This window comes from Streptomyces gobiensis (genome assembly GCF_021216675.1).
GTDB lineage: Bacteria > Actinomycetota > Actinomycetes > Streptomycetales > Streptomycetaceae > Streptomyces > Streptomyces gobiensis.
On the sequence record NZ_CP086120.1, the window covers coordinates 3444697 to 3466604 of the forward strand.

The 21908-nt window shown below is 67.0% G+C and carries 17 protein-coding genes and 1 tRNA gene; 16 read left to right on the forward strand and 2 right to left on the reverse strand.

The genetic code is table 11. The annotated features are described in order from the left end of the window. Window positions 1–52 precede the first annotated feature (52 nt). The 3 genes from test1122_RS16115 to test1122_RS16125 are packed head-to-tail and all read left to right on the forward strand — an operon-like array spanning window position 53 to window position 2031. Window positions 53–505: a MaoC family dehydratase N-terminal domain-containing protein gene (locus tag test1122_RS16115; RefSeq protein WP_232269861.1), complete on the forward strand. Its 453-nt coding sequence runs from the start codon at window positions 53–55 to the stop codon at window positions 503–505. Window position 506: 1 nt separating this feature from the next. After that, on the forward strand, window positions 507–941 hold the full coding sequence (locus tag test1122_RS16120) for a MaoC family dehydratase (protein ID WP_232269862.1): 435 nt from the start codon (window positions 507–509) through the stop codon (window positions 939–941). A 34-nt stretch (window positions 942–975) separates the two neighbouring features. After that, on the forward strand, window positions 976–2031 hold the full coding sequence (locus test1122_RS16125; RefSeq protein WP_232269863.1) for a UDP-N-acetylmuramate dehydrogenase: 1056 nt from the start codon (window positions 976–978) through the stop codon (window positions 2029–2031). A gap of 25 nt (window positions 2032–2056) precedes the next feature. Here the strand turns inward: test1122_RS16125 and test1122_RS16130 are convergent, their stop codons facing one another. Both test1122_RS16130 and test1122_RS16135 read right to left on the reverse strand, forming a co-directional pair. After that, window positions 2057–3076 (reverse strand): adenosine deaminase, encoded by a 1020-nt coding sequence (locus test1122_RS16130; RefSeq protein ID WP_232269864.1) that lies wholly within the window; start codon window positions 3074–3076, stop codon window positions 2057–2059. A gap of 554 nt (window positions 3077–3630) precedes the next feature. After that, window positions 3631–4890, reverse strand: coding sequence for a pyridoxal phosphate-dependent aminotransferase (locus tag test1122_RS16135; protein WP_232269865.1), 1260 nt, complete (start codon window positions 4888–4890; stop codon window positions 3631–3633). Window positions 4891–5082: 192 nt separating this feature from the next. On the opposite strand from test1122_RS16135, the gene test1122_RS16140 reads away from it, so the two are divergent. The 13 genes from test1122_RS16140 to fusA all read left to right on the forward strand — a co-directional run bounded on the left by test1122_RS16140 (window position 5083) and on the right by fusA (window position 21847). After that, window positions 5083–5155 (forward strand) — tRNA-Trp (locus tag test1122_RS16140). A gap of 107 nt (window positions 5156–5262) precedes the next feature. Beyond that, complete coding sequence (secE, locus tag test1122_RS16145; protein ID WP_232269866.1) at window positions 5263–5538, forward strand: preprotein translocase subunit SecE; 276 nt, start codon at window positions 5263–5265, stop codon at window positions 5536–5538. Between the two features lie 74 nt (window positions 5539–5612). Continuing rightward, window positions 5613–6500, forward strand: a complete 888-nt coding sequence (gene nusG / locus test1122_RS16150; RefSeq protein WP_232269867.1) for a transcription termination/antitermination protein NusG — start codon at window positions 5613–5615, stop codon at window positions 6498–6500. 168 nt (window positions 6501–6668) lie between these two features. After that, a complete protein-coding gene (rplK, locus tag test1122_RS16155; protein WP_232269868.1) occupies window positions 6669–7103 on the forward strand; it encodes a 50S ribosomal protein L11 in 435 nt (144 codons plus the stop codon). Window positions 7104–7192: 89 nt separating this feature from the next. Next, a complete protein-coding gene (rplA, locus tag test1122_RS16160; RefSeq protein WP_232269869.1) occupies window positions 7193–7909 on the forward strand; it encodes a 50S ribosomal protein L1 in 717 nt (238 codons plus the stop codon). Between the two features lie 508 nt (window positions 7910–8417). Beyond that, window positions 8418–8972: a 50S ribosomal protein L10 gene (gene rplJ, locus test1122_RS16165; RefSeq protein ID WP_232269870.1), complete on the forward strand. Its 555-nt coding sequence runs from the start codon at window positions 8418–8420 to the stop codon at window positions 8970–8972. An 87-nt stretch (window positions 8973–9059) separates the two neighbouring features. Next, complete coding sequence (gene rplL / locus test1122_RS16170) at window positions 9060–9446, forward strand: 50S ribosomal protein L7/L12 (RefSeq protein ID WP_232269871.1); 387 nt, start codon at window positions 9060–9062, stop codon at window positions 9444–9446. A gap of 470 nt (window positions 9447–9916) precedes the next feature. Beyond that, window positions 9917–13399, forward strand: coding sequence for a DNA-directed RNA polymerase subunit beta (gene rpoB / locus test1122_RS16175; RefSeq protein ID WP_232269872.1), 3483 nt, complete (start codon window positions 9917–9919; stop codon window positions 13397–13399). Window positions 13400–13506: 107 nt separating this feature from the next. Beyond that, window positions 13507–17406 (forward strand): DNA-directed RNA polymerase subunit beta', encoded by a 3900-nt coding sequence (locus test1122_RS16180; RefSeq protein ID WP_232269873.1) that lies wholly within the window; start codon window positions 13507–13509, stop codon window positions 17404–17406. 633 nt (window positions 17407–18039) lie between these two features. Next, window positions 18040–18531: a DUF1707 and DUF4190 domain-containing protein gene (locus test1122_RS16185; protein WP_232271933.1), complete on the forward strand. Its 492-nt coding sequence runs from the start codon at window positions 18040–18042 to the stop codon at window positions 18529–18531. Between the two features lie 309 nt (window positions 18532–18840). Continuing rightward, a complete protein-coding gene (gene rpsL / locus test1122_RS16190; RefSeq protein ID WP_232269874.1) occupies window positions 18841–19212 on the forward strand; it encodes a 30S ribosomal protein S12 in 372 nt (123 codons plus the stop codon). Window positions 19213–19214: 2 nt separating this feature from the next. After that, a complete protein-coding gene (rpsG, locus tag test1122_RS16195; protein ID WP_232269875.1) occupies window positions 19215–19685 on the forward strand; it encodes a 30S ribosomal protein S7 in 471 nt (156 codons plus the stop codon). Window positions 19686–19723: 38 nt separating this feature from the next. After that, the gene (gene fusA, locus test1122_RS16200) at window positions 19724–21847 is read left to right on the forward strand and encodes an elongation factor G (RefSeq protein ID WP_232269876.1); all 2124 of its coding nucleotides are present in this window, start codon (window positions 19724–19726) and stop codon (window positions 21845–21847) included. Window positions 21848–21908: the final 61 nt, after the last annotated feature.

Genomic DNA, 21908 nt, shown 5'->3' on the forward strand with positions numbered 1-21908 from the left:
TGGCGTTCCACAGCCTTCCTTACTGGCTCTAGAGCAGGAGGTAGCGGGCCCCATGGCGCTCGATCAGTCCTTCGTCGGGCGGAGCTATCCGCCCACCGCACCGTATGAGGTCGGCCGGGAGAAGATCCGGGAGTTCGCCGAGGCGATCGGTGACGCCAACCCGGCCTATACGGACCCCGACGCGGCCAAGGCGCTCGGTCACCCCGATGTGATCGCCCCGCCGACCTTTGTCTTCGCGATCACCTTCAAGGCCGCCGGGCAGGTCGTGCGGGACCCGCAGCTCGGGCTGGACTACAGCCGTGTGGTACACGGCGACCAGAAGTTCGGCTACAGCCGCCCGGTGCGCGCCGGCGACCGGCTCACCGTCACCTCCACCATTGAGTCGGTCAAGTCCCTCGCCGGGAACGACATCCTGGACATCCGTGGCGAGGTGCACGATGAGACCGGCGAGCATGTGGTGACCGCGTACACCAAGCTGGTGGCCCGCGCGGCGGAGGAGAGCTGAGATGACCGCCAAGATCGCCTACGCCGATGTGGAGCCGGGCACTGAGCTGCCCGCGCAGACCTTCCCGGTGACCCGGGCCACCCTCGTCCAGTACGCGGGCGCCTCGGGCGACTTCAACCCGATCCACTGGAACGAGAAGTTCGCCAGGGAGGTCGGCCTCCCGGATGTCATCGCCCACGGCATGTTCACCATGGCGGAGGCCATCCGGGTGGTGACCGACTGGACCGGCGACCCGGCCGCGGTCGTCGAATACGGGGTCCGCTTCACCAAGCCCGTCGTGGTCCCCAACGATGACGCGGGCGCGACCATCGAGGTCTCCGCGAAGGTCGCCGCCAAGCTGGACGACGAGGCCCGTACGGTCCGGGTCGACCTCACCGCGATGAGCGCGGGCCAGAAGGTGCTGGGCATGTCCCGCGCCGTGGTCCGGCTCGCATAAGGCCGCCCGTACGCCGCCCCGTACGCTGGTGCCCGTGCAGGAACTTCACGATGCCCCCCTCGCCCCGCTGACCACCTTCCGGCTGGGCGGGGCGGCGACGCGCCTGATCACCGCGACCACCGATGACGAGGTGGTCGCGGTGGTCCGCGAGGCCGACGACAGCGGCACCCCACTGCTGATCATCGGCGGCGGCAGCAACCTCGTCATCAGCGACGCGGGCTTTACGGGCACCGCCCTGCGCATCGCCACGAGCGGCTTCGGCCTGGACGGCACCCGGCTGGAGCTGGCCGCGGGCGAGAACTGGTCGGAGGCCGTCGCACGCACCGTTGAGGCGGGCCTCGCGGGCATTGAGTGCCTGGCTGGAATCCCGGGCTCCGCCGGTGCGACGCCGATCCAGAACGTCGGCGCGTACGGCCAGGAGGTGGCGACCACCATCACCGAGGTCGTCGCCTACGACCGCCGCACCCGGGAGACGGTCACCATCCCGGCCGCCGACTGCGGGTTCTCCTACCGGCACAGCCGCTTCAAGGCCGATCCGGCCCGTTACGTGGTGCTGCGGGTCCGCTTCCGGCTCGAGGACGCCGACGGGCTCTCGGCCCCGGTCAAATACGCCGAGACCGCCCGCGCCCTCGGCGTCGAGCCCGGCGACCGGGTCCCGGCCGCGGTGGTCCGGGAGACCGTGCTGAAGCTGCGCTCCGGGAAGGGCATGGTCCTCGACCCGGAGGACCATGACACCTGGTCGGCGGGGTCCTTCTTCACCAACCCGATCCTCACCGCTGCCCAGCACACGGCCTTCCTCGCCCGCGTCGCCGAGCGCCTCGGCCCGGACGCGGCTCCACCGGCCTTTGCGGCGGGGGAGGGCCTGGTGAAGACCTCCGCCGCCTGGCTGATCGACAAGGCGGGCTTCACCAAGGGCTATGGCGATGGCCCGGTCCGTATCTCCACCAAGCACACGCTCGCCCTCACCAACCGGGGCGCGGCCACCACGGCTGACCTGCTGAGGCTCGCCCGCGAGGTCCGGGACGGGGTCCACACGGCCTTCGGCGTGACCCTGGTCAACGAACCAGTGACCATCGGCTGCACGCTGTAACGAGGCCCTGCCTCCCCCCTACTCCCTACGCGGCCAGCCAGGCGTCAATGTCCGTGAGCATCGCGTCCCGCACCTCCCGCGGCGCCCGCGTGGCCCGTACGGACTGCCGGGCCAGCTCGGCCAGTTCCGTATCGGTGAAGTCGTGGTGCTCGCGTGCGATCTCGTACTGCGCGGCCAGCCGGGAGCCGAAGAGCAGCGGGTCATCGGCGCCCAGCGCCATCGGCACCCCGGCGTCCCACAGCTTCCGCAGCGGCACATCCTCCGGCTTCTCATACACCCCCAGCGCCACATTCGACGCCGGACACACCTCGCACGTCACCCCGGAGTCCGCCAGCCGCGCCAGCAGCGCCGGATCCTCGGCCGCCCGTACGCCATGGCCGACCCGCCCGGCCCGCAGATCATCCAGGCAGTCCCGCACGCTCGCCGGACCGGACAGCTCACCGCCGTGCGGCGCGGCCAGCAGCCCGCCGTTCCGGGCGATGGTGAAGGCGCGGTCGAAGTCCCGGGCGAATCCGCGCCGCTCATCGTTGGAGAGCCCGAAGCCAACGATGCCCCGGTCCTGGTACCGCACCGCCAGCCGCGCGAGCGTACGGGCGTCCAGCGGGTGCTTCATCCGGTTCGCGGCGACCAGCACCCGGATCTCCAGCCCGGTGTCCCGCCGGGCCCGGTCCACCGCGTCCAGGATGACCTCCAGCGCCGGGATCAGCCCGCCCAGCCGGGGCGCGTACGAGGTCGGGTCAACCTGGATCTCCAGCCAGCGGGAGCCATCGCGGAGATCCTCCTCGGCGGTCTCCCGCACCAGCCGCTGGATGTCCTCCGGCTTCCGCAGACAGGAGCGGGCCATGTCGTAGAGCCGCTGAAAGCGGAACCAGCCGCGCTCATCCGTCGCCCGCAGCTTGGGCGGCTCACCGCTGCTCAGCGCCTCCGGCAGGTGGACGCCGTACTTGTCGGCGAGCTCCAGCAGCGTGCTGGAACGCATCGACCCGGTGAAGTGCAGATGCAGATGGGCTTTGGGCAGCAGACGAAGGTCCCGGACACTCTCCATCCCAGGATCCTGCCGCAAACCCCACCCACCCGGAACCGCCTGTCCCCAAAACGAGTGGAACCCCCGAGGTGTTGTGGGCAGTCGCTCTTCCCACCCCCCCCGTTGTGGGCACTCGCAGCCCCGCGAGGGGCGTGGGCTCACCCTGCTACGCAACCATCCACCCGCACCAGCCACGACGCTCCGGCCAACCCCGGGGCGGAGCTCGCGACGCTTGGTGGGCACAACCCCCGACCACCGGCCCGCACCCGGCCACCTCCGGGGCCCGGGGCGAAGCCCCGGTTTCCGGGAAGGGGCGGGAATTGGGGACACCCACCCCCGGCGCCCCGCACCCCGGGGGGCGGAGCCCCGCCGCGCGGCCGAGCCGCATATCGGCACAGCCGGGAAGGTGGGGGCACCTCCTGGGGGCACCTCCCAGACGGAGTCTGGGGGAGGTAGCTGGGGGAGGGATGCGGGGAAACCCACCCCCGGCACCCCCGCACCCAGGGGCGGAGCCCCGCTATGCGGAGGAGCCGCCGACGCCCCCGGGGAGCCCGCCTAAGCGCGCTCCGCGCGCCTCACCCCCGCGCCTCAGCCAGCAGCTTCTGGATCCGCGAGACCCCCTCGACCAGATCCTCATCCCCCAGCGCGTAGGACAACCGCAGATAGCCCGGCGTGCCGAACGCCTCCCCCGGCACGACCGCGACCTCGGCCTCCTCCAGAATCACCTCGGCCAGCTCCACCGAGCTGGCCGGCCGCTTACCCCGGATCTCCTTGCCGAGCAGGCCCTTGACCGACGGGTAGGCGTAAAACGCGCCCTCCGGCTCAGGACACTCGACGCCATCGATCTCGTTGAGCATCCGCACGATGGTCTTACGGCGCCGGTCGAAGGCCTCCCGCATCTTCGCGACGGCCTCCAGATCACCGGAGACGGCGGCCAGCGCGGCGGCCTGCGCGACGTTGCTGACATTCGACGTGGCGTGCGACTGAAGGTTCGTCGCGGCCTTGACGACGTCCTTGGGGCCGACGACCCAGCCCACCCGCCAGCCGGTCATGGCGTAGGTCTTGGCGACACCGTTGACGACGATGCACTTGTCGGCCAGCTCGGGCACGACCACCGGCAGCGAACTGAACTCGGCGTCGCCGTAGACCAGGTGCTCATAGATCTCGTCGGTCATCACCCACAGACCGTGCTCGGCGGCCCAGCGGCCGATCTTCTCGACCTGCTCGCGGGGGTAGACCGCACCGGTCGGGTTCGACGGCGAGACGAAGAGCACGACCTTGGTCCGGTCCGTACGCACGGACTCCAGCTGCTCAACGGAGACCAGGTAGCCGGTGGTCTCGTCGGCGACGACCGGGACCGGGATACCTCCCGCGAGGCGGATCGACTCCGGGTAGGTGGTCCAGTACGGGGCGGGCACGATGACCTCGTCGCCGGGGTCCAGGATGGCGGCGAAGGCCTCGTAGATGGCCTGCTTGCCGCCGTTGGTGACCAGGACGTTCGCGGCCTCGATCCGGTAGCCGGAGTCCCGCAGGGTCTTCGCGGCGATCGCGGCCTTGAGCTCGGGCAGCCCGCCCGCGGGGGTGTAGCGGTGGAACTTCGGATTGCGGCAGGCCTCCACGGCGGCCTCGACGATGTAGTCGGGCGTCGGGAAGTCGGGCTCGCCCGCGCCGAAGCCGATGACCGGGCGCCCGGCGGCCTTGAGGGCCTTCGCCTTGGCGTCCACGGCGAGCGTGGCGGACTCGGAGATCGAACCGATCCGGGCCGACACCCGGCGCTCGGTGGGAGCGGATGTCGGGGAGGAGGGAGACTGTCCGGAGGGAGTTACGGCACTCATACGGGCATCGTCGCAGACTCCGGCGCGGCCCGGCACAGCGGATTCCGGGGGCGGCTGAGTGCTGGCCGGGCGGTATGTGTTCGACGACCGGCCGCCGAGCACGTACACTCTTCCCTCGTTGGCCTTCATCGACCGTGGCCGGGCGCGCACTCCATGCAGCGGTACGGATGCGGTAGGTTGAGGGAAACACAAAGGGTCGTAGCTCAATTGGTAGAGCACTGGTCTCCAAAACCAGCGGTTGGGGGTTCAAGTCCCTCCGGCCCTGCTCACGCATCTTCACCATGGTGCGTGCACGCGTACGTACTGAAATGCACCGCCGTGCGGCAGGGACCGGACGCTGCACGGCCACGACCCCGGATCAGGTGAGGACGAGTGGCGGAGATCACTGACACTGCCGAGGTCCCCGAGCCCGGACGGTCGTCGGACAAGCCCCGACGCGGGGGCAAGCGCGCGAAAAAGGGCCCGCTGGGGCGCCTCGCACTCTTCTACCGGCAGATTGTCGCGGAGCTGCGCAAGGTCGTCTGGCCTACTCGCCATCAGCTCGCGACCTACACGACCGTGGTGATCATTTTCGTGGTCATCATGATTGGTCTGGTATTCGTGATTGACTATGGATTTGGTGAAGCCGTCACATTCATCTTCGGCTGACCCGCCCGCGGAGGGCGCCTCAGCGGTGCCTTTCCGTATGTTCGACCCCTTGAAGCCAGGAAGAAGCAGCCACCGTGTCTGACCCGAACCTGAACGACGCCGTCGACCCTGTCGAGGGCGACGACACCGCACTCGACAAGGTCGAGGCAGCGGACAGCGTCGACCAGGCTGAAGCTGCCGACGCCGCGGCGAGTGAGCCGACGGAGCCCTCTGAGGGTGACACGGCGCGCGAAGCCGAGACCGCTGACGAAGCCGGAACCGCCGCCGAAGCCGAAGCAGCGGAAGCCGAAGAGGCCGCCGCTGAGCCGGAGCCCGCTGAGCCGGAGCCCGCTGAACCGGAGCCCACCGACCCGGTCGCCGAGCTCCGTGCGGAGCTGCGCACGCTGCCCGGCGAGTGGTACGTGATCCACACCTACGCGGGCTACGAGAACCGCGTCAAGACCAACCTTGAGCAGCGCGCTGTCTCGCTGAACGTCGAGGACTACATCTTCCAGGCCGAGGTGCCGCAGGAAGAGGTCGTCCAGATCAAGAACGGCGACCGCCGCACCGTCCGCCAGAACAAGCTCCCCAGCTACGTCCTGGTGCGGATGGACCTGACCAACGAGTCCTGGGGCGTCGTCCGCAACACCCCGGGCGTCACCGGCTTCGTCGGTAACGCGTACGACCCGTATCCGCTGACTCTGGACGAGGTCGTCAAGATGCTCGCCCCGGAGGCCGAGGAGAAGGCCGCCCGGGAGGCCGCCGAGGCCGAGGGCAAGCCCGCCCCCGCCCGCAAGGTCGAGGTGCAGGTGCTGGACTTCGAGGTCGGCGACTCGGTCACGGTCACCGACGGCCCGTTCGCGACCCTGCAGGCGACGATCAACGAGATCAATGCCGACTCGAAGAAGGTCAAGGGCCTTGTCGAGATCTTCGGCCGGGAAACCCCGGTCGAGCTGAGCTTCGACCAGATCCAGAAGAACTGAGCGTTCTTCGGACCCACCGCCTTCCGAGCAGGTCAGACAGGCTCTCGCAGCCTGTCTGACCTGCTCGGTTTCAGGCCTCGCCGCGATACCCGCTATCGTGGTGCGGTATGCCTCCATCCGGATGATGGATGGCTGGCGAATTACTCTCACTCAAGACCCGGAGAGAGCATGCCTCCCAAGAAGAAGAAGGTCACGGGGCTGATCAAGCTCCAGATCCAGGCCGGTGCCGCGAATCCGGCTCCGCCGGTCGGCCCCGCGCTGGGTCAGCACGGCGTCAACATCATGGAGTTCTGCAAGGCCTACAACGCCGCGACCGAGTCGCAGCGCGGTTGGGTCATTCCGGTGGAGATCACGGTCTACGAGGACCGTTCCTTCACCTTCATCACCAAGACTCCGCCGGCCGCCAAGATGATCCTCAAGGCCGCGGGTGTGGAGAAGGGCTCTGGCGAGCCGCACATCAACAAGGTCGCGAAGATCACCCGCGACCAGGTGCGTGAGATCGCCACCACCAAGATGCCCGACCTGAACGCCAACAACCTGGACGCCGCCGAGAAGATCATCGCCGGCACCGCCCGTTCCATGGGCGTCACGGTCGAAGGCTGATCCTCCCCGCCTCATCGGCACCACCGTGGGAGGGCCAAGCGCTGGCCCGCACCACGACTCCGTAATCTGCAGAAACAACTGGAGCAGAAGTGAAGCGCAGCAAGAATTTCCGCAGCGCGGACGCCAAGGTCGACCGGACGAAGCTCTACGCTCCGCTCGCGGCCGTGCGTCTCGCCAAGGACACCTCCTCGAGCAAGTTCGACGCGACTGTCGAGGTCGCCATGCGGCTGGGCGTTGACCCGCGCAAGGCCGACCAGATGGTCCGTGGCACCGTGAACCTCCCGCACGGCACCGGTAAGACCGCCCGGGTCCTGGTCTTCGCGACCGGTGACCGTGCTGCGGCCGCGGAGGCCGCGGGCGCCGACATCGTCGGCTCCGACGAACTGATCGACGAGGTCGCCAAGGGCCGCCTGGACTTCGACGCCGTCGTCGCCACCCCGGACCTGATGGGCAAGGTCGGCCGTCTGGGCCGGGTGCTCGGTCCGCGTGGTCTGATGCCGAACCCGAAGACCGGCACCGTCACCCCGGATGTCACCAAGGCTGTCAACGACATCAAGGGCGGCAAGATCGAGTTCCGCGTCGACAAGCACGCCAACCTGCACTTCATCATTGGCAAGGCGTCATTCGACGACGAGAAGCTGGTGGAGAACTACGCTGCGGCGCTGGAGGAGATCCTCCGTCTGAAGCCGTCCGCAGCGAAGGGCCGGTACGTCAAGAAGGCCACCATCACCACCACGATGGGCCCCGGCATCCCGGTCGACGCCAACCGCACCCGTAACCTCCTGGTCGAGGACGAGGCTGCCTGAGCCGCCTGACCAAGCCAGGCCGTCGGGCCCTGTCCCCTGCGGGGAACAGGGCCCGACGTGTTGCGGGTGTTGTGGGCAGTCGTTCCGCAGGGCGGAACGGGTGGGTACAACACCCGGCCACCGGCCCGCACCGGGCCAACCCCGGGGCCCGGGGCGCAAGCCCCGGTTCCGGGAAGGGGCGGGATACGGGGAAACCCACCCCGGCCCCGGCGAGCCCGGAGGGATTTGCTTGTGCGTGGGGCATCCGCGTAAGCTGCTCCGGTAGCCAAAGACCGCTGGTCGTTGCTGTGTGCCATACCGGTACGCAGCGGCCGAAGGATCCGCTTCCGCGGACGGCCCGTGCAGGTGAATGAGGTAGCCACTCCCGCAGGGCGCGAGCCCGTGCGGTCGAGTCACGCCCCGTGCACCTGCACTGGGGCGTTTCGCTTTGTGCAGCTCCTTTCCTTGTGTGCCCGATACGGGCGGTCCGGCTTGAGAAGGACCATCACCCGGAAGGAGGCCGAGGCTCATGGCGACGCCCGACAAGGTCGCAGCCGTTGAGGAGATGACGGACAAGTTCCGTAACTCCAACGCCGCTGTGGTCACCGCGTACACCGGACTTTCCGTGGCGCAGCTCAAGGATCTGCGCCGCTCGCTCGGTGACAACGCTCAGTACCGTGTGGTGAAGAACACGCTGACCAAGATCGCGGCCAAGGAGGCCGGGGTCACCACGCTCGACGAGTTCCTTCAGGGCTCGACGGCCGTTGCCTTTGTGACCGGTGACCCGGTCGAGGCAGCGAAGGGTCTGCGTGACTTCGCCAAGACCAACCCGGCTCTCGTCATCAAGGGCGGTGTCCTTGACGGCAAGGCGCTGTCCGCCGACGAGATCAAGAAGCTTGCGGACCTCGAGTCCCGCGAGGTGCTGCTCGCCAAGCTGGCCGGTGGCATGAAGGCGTCCATGGCCAAGGCCGCGGCGACTTTCCAGGCCCCGCTCACGAAGTTCGTCCGCACCGCGGACGCCCTTCGGGACAAGGTCGAGCAGGGCGGTGCCGGTACGCCGGCTCCCGCCGAGGCTGCGGAGTAACCCACTCCCCGCAGCCGCAGCGGGCCCGTCTTACGCCCGCCGAAATGTACATCCGGCACCAGCCGATTTAGTGGAAGGACCGCCACCATGGCGAAGCTCAGCCAGGAAGACCTGCTCGCGCAGTTCGAGGAGATGACCCTCCTGGAGCTCTCCGAGTTCGTGAAGAAGTTCGAGGAGAAGTTCGACGTCGAGGCCGCTGCCCCGGCCGCCGTCGTCGCTGCCGGCGTCCCGGGCGCCCCGGCCGCCGAGGCCGTTGAGGAGCAGGACGAGTTCGACGTCGTCCTCACCGGTGCGGGCGACAAGAAGATCCAGGTCATCAAGGTCGTGCGTGAGCTGACCTCGCTGGGTCTGAAGGAGGCCAAGGACCTCGTCGACGGCACCCCGAAGCCGGTTCTCGAGAAGGTCAACAAGGAGGCCGCGGAGAAGGCCAAGGAGTCCCTCGAGGGCGCCGGCGCCTCCGTCGAGGTCAAGTGACCTCAAGAGTCAGCTGACTCCTCACGAAGGGCGATCACCCATCCGGGTGGTCGCCCTTCGGCGTTGCCGTGACGGGTTCCTTGCCTCCACGGCCATGGCAGGTATGGTGATCTTCGTTGTCCTGCCAGGCACTCCGTGACAATCGCAACGGAGTGGGGGGCCTTGACGAACGGCACGCGGCGCGCGATTCTCGGAACGCCCCGCACCTTGGGGTCACACCGATTCAAGGTCCGAGGCATGGATCGATGACGATGTGGGAAGTACTTGCCGCAGACGTCGAAGAACAACGAGGGGACACCCCCTCCCGGAGGGAGAGAGAGGCCCTGCGCCTATCTCCGGAATTCCGCTCTGGACATCAGTGGGCCAAGTGGCTACACTGACCCTTTGCGCTGCCTATTAGATGCTCCCTGCCCGTCACCAGGGGCACCGGTATGCGCGTAGTGAGTCCGAGCCCTCGGAAGGACCCCCTCTTGGCCGCCTCGCGCAACGCCTCGACCGTCAATTCGAACAATGGCGCCAGCACCGCCCCGCTGCGTATCTCCTTTGCGAAGATCAAGGAGCCCCTCGGGGTTCCGAACCTTCTTGCGCTGCAGACCGAGAGCTTTGACTGGCTGCTCGGTAACGACGCCTGGAAGGCTCGCGTCGAGGCCGCGCTGGATCGTGGTGAAGACGTGCCCACGAAGTCCGGTCTGGAAGAGATCTTTGAGGAGATCTCTCCGATCGAGGACTTCTCTGGGTCAATGTCGCTGACTTTCCGCGACCACCGCTTCGAGCCGCCTAAAAACTCCATCGACGAGTGCAAGGAGCGGGACTTCACGTACGCTGCGCCACTCTTCGTCACCGCGGAGTTCACCAACAATGAGACCGGTGAGATCAAATCTCAGACGGTCTTCATGGGCGATTTCCCGCTCATGACCGACAAGGGCACCTTCTGCATCAACGGCACCGAGCGTGTCGTCGTCTCGCAGCTTGTCCGCTCGCCGGGTGTCTACTTCGACAGCTCCATCGACAAGACGTCCGACAAGGACATCTTCTCGGCCAAGATGATCCCCTCCCGGGGCGCCTGGCTGGAGATGGAGATCGACAAGCGCGACATGGTCGGTGTCCGTATCGACCGTAAGCGTAAGCAGTCCGTCACCGTGCTGCTCAAGGCGCTCGGCTGGACAACCGAGCAGATCCTGGAGGAGTTCGGCCAGTACGAGTCCATGCGCGCCACCCTGGAGAAGGACCACACCCAGGGCCAGGACGACGCGCTGCTCGACATCTACCGCAAGCTGCGTCCGGGCGAGCCGCCGACCAAGGAGGCCGCGCAGACCCTCCTGGAGAACCTGTACTTCAACCCCAAGCGCTACGACCTCGCCAAGGTCGGCCGGTACAAGATCAATAAGAAGCTCGGCGGCGATGAGCCGCTGAACTCCGGCGTGCTCACCAACGCCGACATCATCGCCACGATCAAGTACCTGGTGAAGCTGCACGCCGGTGAGACGGAGACGGTCAGCTCCGAGGGGGAGACGATCGTCGTCGAGACCGACGACATCGACCACTTCGGCAACCGCCGTCTGCGTAACGTCGGCGAGCTCATCCAGAACCAGGTCCGCACGGGTCTGGCCCGGATGGAGCGGGTCGTCCGCGAGCGGATGACCACTCAGGACGTCGAGGCGATCACGCCGCAGACCCTGATCAACATCCGGCCGGTCGTCGCCTCCATCAAGGAGTTCTTCGGCACCAGCCAGCTGTCCCAGTTCATGGACCAGACCAACCCGCTGTCGGGTCTGACCCACAAGCGCCGTCTGTCGGCGCTTGGCCCGGGTGGTCTGAGCCGTGAGCGGGCGGGCTTCGAAGTCCGTGACGTGCACCCCTCGCACTACGGCCGGATGTGCCCGATTGAGACCCCTGAGGGTCCGAACATCGGTCTGATCGGTTCGCTCGCCTCGTACGGCCGGGTCAACGCCTTCGGCTTCGTCGAGACCCCGTACCGCAAGGTCGTCGACGGCATCGTCACCGATGAGGTGAACTACCTCACCGCTGACGAGGAAGACCGCTTCGTTATCGCGCAGGCCAACGCGCCGCTCACCGATGACATGCACTTCGCCGAGAACCGGGTACTGGTCCGCCGCCGTGGCGGCGAGATCGACTACATTCCCGGCTCCGAGGTCGACTACATGGACGTCTCGCCGCGCCAGATGGTGTCGGTCGCGACCGCCATGATTCCGTTCCTGGAGCACGACGACGCCAACCGCGCGCTCATGGGTTCCAACATGATGCGCCAGGCGGTGCCGCTGATCAAGGCGGAGTCCCCGCTGGTCGGTACCGGTATGGAGTACCGCTGCGCGGTCGACGCCGGTGATGTCATCAAGGCCGAGAAGGACGGTGTGGTCCAGGAGGTCTCCGCGGACTACATCACCGTCGCCAACGACGACGGCACCTACACGACCTACCGGGTTTCCAAGTTCTACCGCTCCAACCAGGGCACCTCCTTCAACCAGAAGGTGCTCGTGGACGAGGGCGCCCGGGTCATCGAAGGCCAGGTCCTCGCTGACGGTCCGTCCACCGAAGACGGTGAGATGGCCCTCGGTAAGAACCTGCTCGTGGCCTTTATGCCCTGGGAGGGCTACAACTACGAGGACGCGATCATCCTGTCGCAGCGCCTCGTACAGGACGACGTCCTCTCCTCGATCCACATCGAGGAGCACGAGGTCGACGCCCGGGACACCAAGCTCGGCCCGGAGGAGATCACTCGGGACATCCCGAATGTCTCCGAGGAGGTCCTGGCCGACCTCGACGAGCGCGGCATCATCCGCATCGGCGCCGAGGTCGAGGCCGGCGACATCCTGGTCGGCAAGGTCACCCCGAAGGGTGAGACCGAGCTGACCCCGGAGGAGCGTCTGCTCCGTGCGATCTTCGGCGAGAAGGCCCGTGAGGTCCGTGACACCTCGCTGAAGGTGCCGCACGGCGAGACCGGCAAGGTCATCGGCGTTCGCGTCTTCGACCGCGAGGAGGGCGACGAGCTGCCTCCGGGCGTGAACCAGCTGGTCCGCGTCTACGTCGCCCAGAAGCGCAAGATCACCGACGGTGACAAGCTCGCCGGCCGACACGGCAACAAGGGTGTCATCTCCAAGATCCTGCCGGTCGAGGACATGCCGTTCCTTGAGGACGGCACCCCGGTCGACATCATCCTCAACCCGCTCGGTGTGCCGTCCCGGATGAACCCGGGACAGGTGCTCGAGATCCACCTTGGCTGGCTCGCCTCCCAGGGCTGGAAGGTCGAGGGTGAGTCGGAGTGGATGGAGCGGCTCAAGGCGATCGGCGCTGACGAGGTCGCTCCGCGTACCAACGTCGCGACCCCGGTCTTCGACGGTGCCCGTGAGGACGAGCTGGCTGGCCTCTTCGAGCACACCGTGCCGAACCGCGACGGTGACCGGTTGGTGCTTCCGTCCGGCAAGGCGCGGCTCTACGACGGCCGCTCCGGTGAGCCGTTCCCGGACCCGATCTCCGTCGGGTACATGTACATCCTGAAGCTGCACCACCTGGTCGACGACAAGCTGCACGCCCGCTCGACCGGTCCGTACAGCATGATCACCCAGCAGCCGCTGGGTGGTAAGGCCCAGTTCGGTGGCCAGCGCTTCGGTGAGATGGAGGTGTGGGCGCTGGAGGCATACGGCGCCGCGTACGCCCTCCAGGAGCTGCTGACCATCAAGTCCGATGACGTCACCGGCCGCGTGAAGGTCTACGAGGCCATCGTCAAGGGCGAGAACATCCCCGAGCCCGGCATCCCCGAGTCCTTCAAGGTGCTCATCAAGGAGATGCAGTCGCTCTGCCTGAATGTGGAGGTGCTGTCCTCAGACGGTATGTCCATCGAAATGCGAGACACCGACGAGGACGTCTTCCGCGCCGCGGAAGAGCTCGGTATCGACCTGTCCCGGCGCGAGCCGAGCAGCGTCGAAGAGGTCTGACGGGCAAGCCGGGGAGTCCCTGCACAAGAGAACAAAGGGGCTCCCCGGCTCTCCCCGGACCCCGTTCAGACCACCGATTGACACGACCCTGAGAGGGATTGACGAGAGTGCTCGACGTCAACTTCTTCGACGAACTGCGGATTGGCCTCGCCACCGCTGACGACATCCGTCAGTGGTCCCATGGTGAGGTCAAGAAGCCGGAGACCATCAACTACCGCACGCTCAAGCCGGAAAAGGACGGGCTCTTCTGCGAGAAGATCTTCGGTCCTACCCGGGATTGGGAGTGCTACTGCGGCAAGTACAAGCGCGTCCGCTTCAAGGGCATCATCTGTGAGCGCTGCGGCGTCGAGGTGACCCGCGCCAAGGTGCGCCGTGAGCGGATGGGCCACATTGAGCTGGCCGCACCCGTCACCCACATCTGGTACTTCAAGGGCGTCCCATCGCGCCTGGGCTATCTGCTCGACCTGGCCCCGAAGGACCTTGAGAAGGTCATCTACTTCGCCGCATACATGATCACGTATGTGGACGAGGAGCGCCGTACGCGCGATCTGCCCTCGCTGGAGGCCCATGTCTCCGTGGAGCGTCAGCAGATCGAGCAGCGCCGCGACGCCGACCTTGAGGCCCGCGCCAAGAAGCAGGAGGCCGACCTGGCCGAGCTTGAGGCCGAGGGCGCCAAGGCCGATGTCCGCCGTAAGGTGCGCGAGGGCGCGGAGCGCGAGATGAAGCAGCTCCGGGACCGCGCGCAGCGCGAGATCGACCGCCTCGACGAGGTGTGGAACCGCTTCAAGAACCTCAAGGTGCAGGACCTGGAGGGCGACGAGCTGCTCTACCGCGAGCTGCGCGACCGCTTCGGGACCTACTTCGACGGCTCCATGGGCGCCGCCGCGCTGCAGAAGCGTCTGGAGACCTTCGACCTCGAAGAAGAAGCGGAGAAGCTCCGGGAGATCATCCGTACTGGCAAGGGGCAGAAGAAGACCCGTGCGCTCAAGCGCCTCAAGGTCGTCTCCGCCTTCCTGCAGACCAGCAACAGCCCCAAGGGCATGGTGCTGGACTGCGTGCCGGTGATCCCGCCGGACCTGCGTCCGATGGTGCAGCTGGACGGTGGCCGCTTCGCGACCTCCGACCTGAACGACCTGTACCGCCGCGTCATCAACCGCAACAACCGCCTCAAGCGTCTCCTTGACCTCGGTGCGCCCGAGATCATCGTGAACAACGAGAAGCGGATGCTGCAGGAGGCCGTCGACGCCCTGTTCGACAACGGCCGCCGCGGCCGTCCGGTCACCGGCCCGGGCAACCGCCCGCTGAAGTCGCTGTCCGACATGCTCAAGGGCAAGCAGGGCCGCTTCCGGCAGAACCTGCTGGGTAAGCGCGTCGACTACTCGGCCCGTTCCGTCATCGTCGTCGGCCCGCAGCTCAAGCTGCACCAGTGCGGTCTGCCGAAGGCCATGGCGCTGGAGCTGTTCAAGCCGTTCGTGATGAAGCGCCTGGTCGATCTGAACCACGCGCAGAACATCAAGTCGGCCAAGCGCATGGTCGAGCGTCAGCGCACCGTGGTGTACGACGTCCTCGAAGAGGTCATCGCCGAGCACCCGGTCCTGCTGAACCGTGCGCCGACCCTGCACCGTCTGGGTATCCAGGCCTTCGAGCCGCAGCTGGTCGAGGGCAAGGCCATTCAGATTCACCCGCTCGTCTGCACCGCGTTCAACGCGGACTTCGACGGTGACCAGATGGCCGTGCACCTGCCGCTCTCCGCGGAGGCGCAGGCCGAGGCCCGCATCCTGATGCTGTCCTCGAACAACATCCTCAAGCCGGCCGACGGCCGTCCGGTGACCATGCCGACCCAGGACATGGTGCTGGGCCTGTTCTTCCTCACCACGGATGAGGAGGAGCGGGAGACCAAGGGCGATGGCCGGTCCTTCTCCTCCACCGCCGAGGCGATCATGGCCTTCGACGCGGGCGAGCTCTCGCTCCAGTCGAAGATCGACATCCGCTTCCCGGTCGGTTCGCTCCCGCCGCTCGGCTGGACTCCGCCGACTCCGGAGGAGGGTGAGCCCGAGTATCAGCCGGGCGACAGCTTCCGGCTGAAGACGACCCTGGGCCGTGCGCTCTTCAATGAGCTGCTGCCCGAGGAGTACCCGTTTGTCGACTACACGGTCGGCAAGAAGCAGCTCTCCCAGATCGTCAACGATCTGGCCGAGCGGTACCCCAAGGTCGTCGTCGCGGCCGCGCTGGACAACCTCAAGGCGGCTGGTTACTACTGGGCCACCCGGTCCGGTGTCACCGTCGCCATCTCCGATGTCGTCGTGCCCGAGGCCAAGAAGGCCATCATTGAGGGCTACGAGGCGCAGGACGAGAAGGTCCAGAAGCAGTACGAGCGCGGTCTGATCACCAAGGACGAGCGCACTCAGGAACTGATCGCGATCTGGACCAAGGCGACCAATGAGGTCTCCGAGGCCATGAACGTGAACTTCCCGAAGACGAACCCGATCTTCATGATGGTCGACTCGGGTGCGCGCGGAAACATGATGCAGATGCGTCAGATCGCCGGTATGCGTGGTCTGGTGTCCAACGCGAAGAACGAGACCATCCCGCGGCCCATTAAGGCGTCGTTCCGTGAGGGTCTGTCCGTGCTGGAGTACTTCATCTCCACCCACGGTGCCCGTAAGGGCCTCGCGGACACCGCGCTGCGTACCGCTGACTCGGGTTACCTGACCCGTCGTCTGGTGGATGTCTCGCAGGACGTGATCATCCGCGAGGAGGACTGCGGCACCGAGCGCGGCCTCAAGCTGGACATCGCGACCACGGGCGCCGACGGTGTGCTGCGTAAGACGGAGGACGTCGAGACCAGCGTGTACGCGCGCTGCCTCGCCGAGGACATCGTCGTCGACGGCAAGGTGCTGGCCCCGGCCGGTACCGACCTGGGCGATGTGCTCATCGACGAGCTGGTCAGGCATGGTGTCGCCACCGTCAAGACCCGCTCGGTCCTCACCTGTGAGTCCGCCGTCGGCACCTGCGCCATGTGCTACGGCCGCTCGCTGGCCACCGGCAAGCTGGTGGACATCGGTGAGGCCGTCGGCATCATCGCGGCCCAGTCGATCGGTGAGCCCGGCACCCAGCTGACGATGCGTACCTTCCACACCGGTGGTGTGGCCGGTGACGACATCACGCAGGGTCTGCCGCGTGTGGTCGAGCTCTTCGAGGCCCGTACGCCCAAGGGCGTCGCCCCCATCTCGGAGGCGGCCGGCCGGGTCCGTATCGAGGAGACCGAGAAGACCAAGAAGGTCGTCGTCACCCCGGACGACGGCTCGGACGAGACCGCCTACGGCGTCTCCAAGCGAGCCCGTCTGATGGTGAGCGACGGCGACCATGTCACGGTCGGCCAGCCGCTCACCGTGGGTGCCACCAACCCGCACGATGTGCTGCGCATCCTTGGCCAGCGTGCGGTCCAGGTGCACCTGGTGGGCGAGGTCCAGAAGGTCTACAACTCGCAGGGTGTGTCGATCCACGACAAGCACATCGAGATCATCATCCGGCAGATGCTGCGCCGTGTGACGATCATCGAGTCCGGCGACGCGGAGCTGCTGCCGGGCGAGCTGGTGGAGCGTTCGAAGTTCGAGGGTGAGAACCGTCGTGTGGTGGCGGAAGGCGGCCACCCGGCCTCCGGCCGTCCGCAGCTGATGGGTATCACCAAGGCCTCGCTGGCCACCGAGTCGTGGCTGTCGGCGGCGTCCTTCCAGGAGACGACCCGGGTGCTCACCGACGCGGCGATCAACGCCAAGTCGGACTCCCTGATCGGCCTCAAGGAGAACGTCATCATCGGTAAGCTCATCCCGGCTGGTACGGGCCTGTCCCGCTACCGGAACATCCGGGTCGAGCCGACCGAGGAGGCCAAGGCCGCGATGTACTCGGCTGTCGGCTACGACGACATCGACTACTCGCCGTTCGGCACGGGCTCCGGCCAGGCGGTCCCGCTGGAGGACTACGACTACGGTCCGTACAACCAGTAAGCAGTAACCCACCCCACAGGGCGGCCCCCCACCAGGGAGGCCGCCCTGCGGCATTCCCCCACCGAAGCGGGCTCCCCGAAACCGAGTGCTGCCGCCCCCAGACCCCCACCCCGTTGTGGGCACTCTCCCCCAGCTAACGCTGGGAGGTGCCCCCAGCCCCGCGAGGGGCGTGGGTCCACCCTGCTACGCAACCACCCACCCACCCCAGCCACGACGCTCCGACCAACTCCGCAACGGAGTTCGCGACGCTTGGTGGGCACAACACCAGGCCACCGGCCCGCGCCGGGCCAACCCCGGGGCCCGGGGCGAAGCCCCGGTTACGGGAAGGGGCGGGAATTGGGGAACCCACCCACGGCACCCCCACAACCGGGCGAAGCCCCGCCACGCGGCCGGAGCCGCACATCGCACAGCCGGGAAGGGGCGGGATACGGGGACACCCACCCACGGCACCCCCGCAGCCGGGCGGAGCCCCGCCACGCGGCGGAGCCGCATATCCGCATAGTTGGCCCCCGGAAGGCGTCGCAGGGAACTCCCCGTGCGGGCACGGCGTCAGGGAGTATGGGGGAGGGGACGGGGCGGACAGATGGTGAGGTGTTGGGGATGTCACTCCAGTGGCACGGACAGAGCCCGATGATGCGCGCCTCGGACGCAGACCGAGAACGCGCCGCAGACGTGCTCAAGGCCGGATACGCCGAAGGCCGCCTCAGCAAGGGCGAATACGACCAGCGACTGACCCGCGTCCACCAGGCCAGCACCTACGGCGAGCTGCACACCCTGCTGGCCGACCTACCGCAGGGCCCGGTCCCCCTGGAACGCCAACCCCAGCTACCCCAGCCCCAGCTACCCCAACCCCACCTGCCCCCGCAGCCCGTCTGGGCCACCCCGCCACTGCCTCCTACGAACGGCGCCGCCAGCGGCGCCATGGTCTGCGGCGTGCTCACCCCGTTCACCGGCGGCCTCACCGCCATCCCGGCGGTGGTGCTGGGGCACAAGGCCCGCGCGGAGATCCGCAGCACGGGTGAGCGCGGCGACGGCATGGCGGTCGCCGGGCTGGTGATGGGCTACCTGGCAATGGGCTTCTGGTTTATGGTCATCTTCTTCAGCATGCTTCTGATCACGGTCTAGCGGGCCCCGCCCGCTCCCCCCGCCTGCTCGGGGAAACGCGTGATCGCTGCCCGCGTGGGGGCTTGTTTTGACCAGGGCCGACGCGCTAGGTAGGCTCTGACCTTGTGCCTGGGGTATCCCCTGCGCTCCTGTATGCGTTCTGACCGCTCGGGAGCCGGAATGGGGAGAACCGAAGTCTGCACGCTTCTCATCGAGAGGGGCCCTCGCCCTTCAGAGGAGTCTGCGGTCTCCGACACACCCGACCGCGTGGGTCGGCCAATGTGGCTCAGGTTAGCTTTACCGAGACGGCACACAGAAACCGGAGAAACGGTGCCTACGATCCAGCAGCTGGTCCGAAAGGGCCGGCAGGACAAGATCGAGAAGAACAAGACGCCGGCGCTTGAGGGCTCCCCCCAGCGCCGTGGCGTCTGCACGCGTGTTTTCACGACCACCCCGAAGAAGCCGAACTCGGCCCTGCGTAAGGTCGCGCGTGTGCGTCTGACCAGCGGGATCGAGGTCACTGCCTACATTCCGGGTGAGGGCCACAACCTGCAGGAGCACTCCATTGTGCTCGTGCGTGGTGGCCGTGTGAAGGACCTGCCGGGTGTTCGCTACAAGATCATCCGCGGCTCCCTCGACACGCAGGGCGTCAAGAACCGCAAGCAGGCTCGCAGCCGCTACGGCGCCAAGAAGGAGAAGTAAGAATGCCTCGTAAGGGCCCTGCCCCGAAGCGCCCGGTCCACATCGACCCGGTCTACGGCTCTCCTCTGGTGACGTCCCTCATCAACAAGGTGCTGATGAACGGCAAGCGCTCCACCGCCGAGCGCATTGTCTACGGCGCCATGGAGGGCCTGCGGGAGAAGTCCGGTAACGACCCGGTCATCACCCTGAAGCGCGCGCTGGAGAATGTGAAGCCGACCCTTGAGGTCCGCTCCCGCCGAGTCGGTGGCGCCACCTACCAGGTCCCGGTCGAGGTCCGCCCCGGCCGCTCCTCCACCCTCGCACTGCGCTGGCTCGTGGGCTACTCCCGCGCCCGCCGCGAGAAGACCATGACCGAGCGTCTGATGAACGAGCTGCTCGATGCCTCCAACGGCCTCGGCGCCTCCGTCAAGAAGCGCGAGGACACCCACAAGATGGCCGAGTCCAACAAGGCCTTCGCGCACTACCGCTGGTAGTCGCTACCCACATCGAGACCGAGAGAAGACTGAGCCAAATGGCCACCACTTCACTTGACCTGGCCAAGGTCCGCAACATTGGGATCATGGCCCACATCGACGCGGGCAAGACGACCACCACCGAGCGGATCCTGTTCTACACCGGTGTCAGCTACAAGATCGGTGAGGTCCACGATGGCGCTGCCACCATGGACTGGATGGCGCAGGAGCAGGAGCGCGGCATCACCATCACGTCGGCCGCGACGACCTGTCACTGGCCGCTGAACGATGTCGACCACACCATCAACATCATCGACACCCCGGGTCACGTCGACTTCACCGTCGAGGTGGAGCGTTCGCTGCGCGTGCTCGACGGCGCGGTGACGGTGTTCGACGGCGTGGCCGGTGTGGAGCCGCAGTCCGAGACGGTGTGGCGTCAGGCGGACCGCTACGGCGTTCCGCGTATCTGCTTCGTCAACAAGCTGGACCGGACGGGTGCCGAGTTCCACCGCTGCGTCGACATGATCGTCGACCGCCTCGGTGCGGTGCCGCTGGTCATGCAGCTCCCGATCGGCACCGAGGCCGACTTCAAGGGCGTGGTTGACCTCGTCCACATGAAGGCGCTGGTCTGGTCCGCCGAGGCCAAGATGGGCGAGATGTACGACACCGTCGACATCCCGGAAACCCACAAGGAGGCTGCCGAGGAATGGCGCGGCAAGCTCCTTGAGTCCGTCGCCGAGAACGACGAGGAGATGATGGAGCTGTACCTCGAGGGCGAGGAGCCCACCGAGGAGCAGCTCATGGCGGCCATCCGCCGCGTCACCCTCGCCTCCACCGGCGCTGAGGGCACCACCACGGTCACCCCGGTGTTCTGTGGCACCGCGTTCAAGAACAAGGGCGTGCAGCCCCTGCTTGACGCGGTGGTGCGCTACCTCCCGTCCCCGCTCGACGTCGAGGCCGTTGAGGGCCAGTCGGTGAAGGACCCAGAGGAGATCCTCAAGCGCAAGCCGTCCGAGGACGAGCCGATGTCGGCGCTCGCTTTCAAGATCGCGAGCGACCCGCACCTCGGCAAGCTCACCTTCATCCGGATCTACTCCGGGCGTCTGGTGGCCGGCACTCAGGTGCTGAACTCGGTGAAGGGCAAGAAGGAGCGCATCGGCAAGATCTACCGGATGCACGCGAACAAGCGTGAGGAGATCGACGCGGTGGGTGCCGGTGACATTGTCGCCGTCATGGGTCTGAAGCAGACCACCACCGGTGAGACCCTCTGCGACGCGTCGAACCCGGTGATCCTCGAGTCCATGGAGTTCCCGGCTCCGGTGATCCAGGTCGCCATTGAGCCGAAGTCCAAGGGCGACCAGGAGAAGCTGGGTGTCGCCATCCAGCGCCTCGCCGAGGAGGACCCGTCCTTCCAGGTCCACACCGACGACGAGACCGGCCAGACCATCATCGCGGGTATGGGCGAGCTGCACCTCGATGTGCTTGTCGACCGTATGAAGCGTGAATTCAAGGTCGAGGCCAATGTCGGTAAGCCGCAGGTGGCTTACCGCGAGACGCTGCGCAAGCGGGTCGAGAAGGTCGACTACACGCACAAGAAGCAGACTGGTGGTTCCGGCCAGTTCGCGAAGGTGCAGATCGACGTCGAGCCCCTCGAAGGCGACGGCTACGAGTTCGAGAACAAGGTCACCGGTGGCCGTATCCCGCGGGAGTACATCCCGTCCGTGGACGCGGGCTGCCAGGAGGCCATGGAGTTCGGCGTGCTGGCGGGCTACCCGCTCACCGGTGTCAAGGTGACGCTGCTCGACGGCGCTTACCACGACGTCGACTCCTCCGAGCTCGCGTTCAAGATCGCCGGATCGATGGCGTTCAAGGACGCCGCGCGCAAGGCGAGCCCGGCACTGCTCGAGCCGATGATGGCCGTTGAGGTCACCACGCCCGAGGAGTACATGGGCGATGTGATCGGTGACATCAACTCCCGCCGTGGCCAGGTACAGGCCATGGAGGAGCGGGGTGGCGCCAAGCTCGTCAAGGGCCTGGTTCCGCTCTCGGAGATGTTCGGTTACGTCGGTGACCTGCGCAGCAAGACCTCCGGTCGCGCAAGCTACTCGATGCAGTTCGACTCCTACGCCGAGGTTCCCAAGAACGTCGCTGAGGAGATCATCGCGAAGGTCCGAGGCGAGTAAAGGCGGTTCGCCGCTTTAATCTCAGCCCTTAGGCTGTAGCAAAAGGCATTCGGGGCACCGG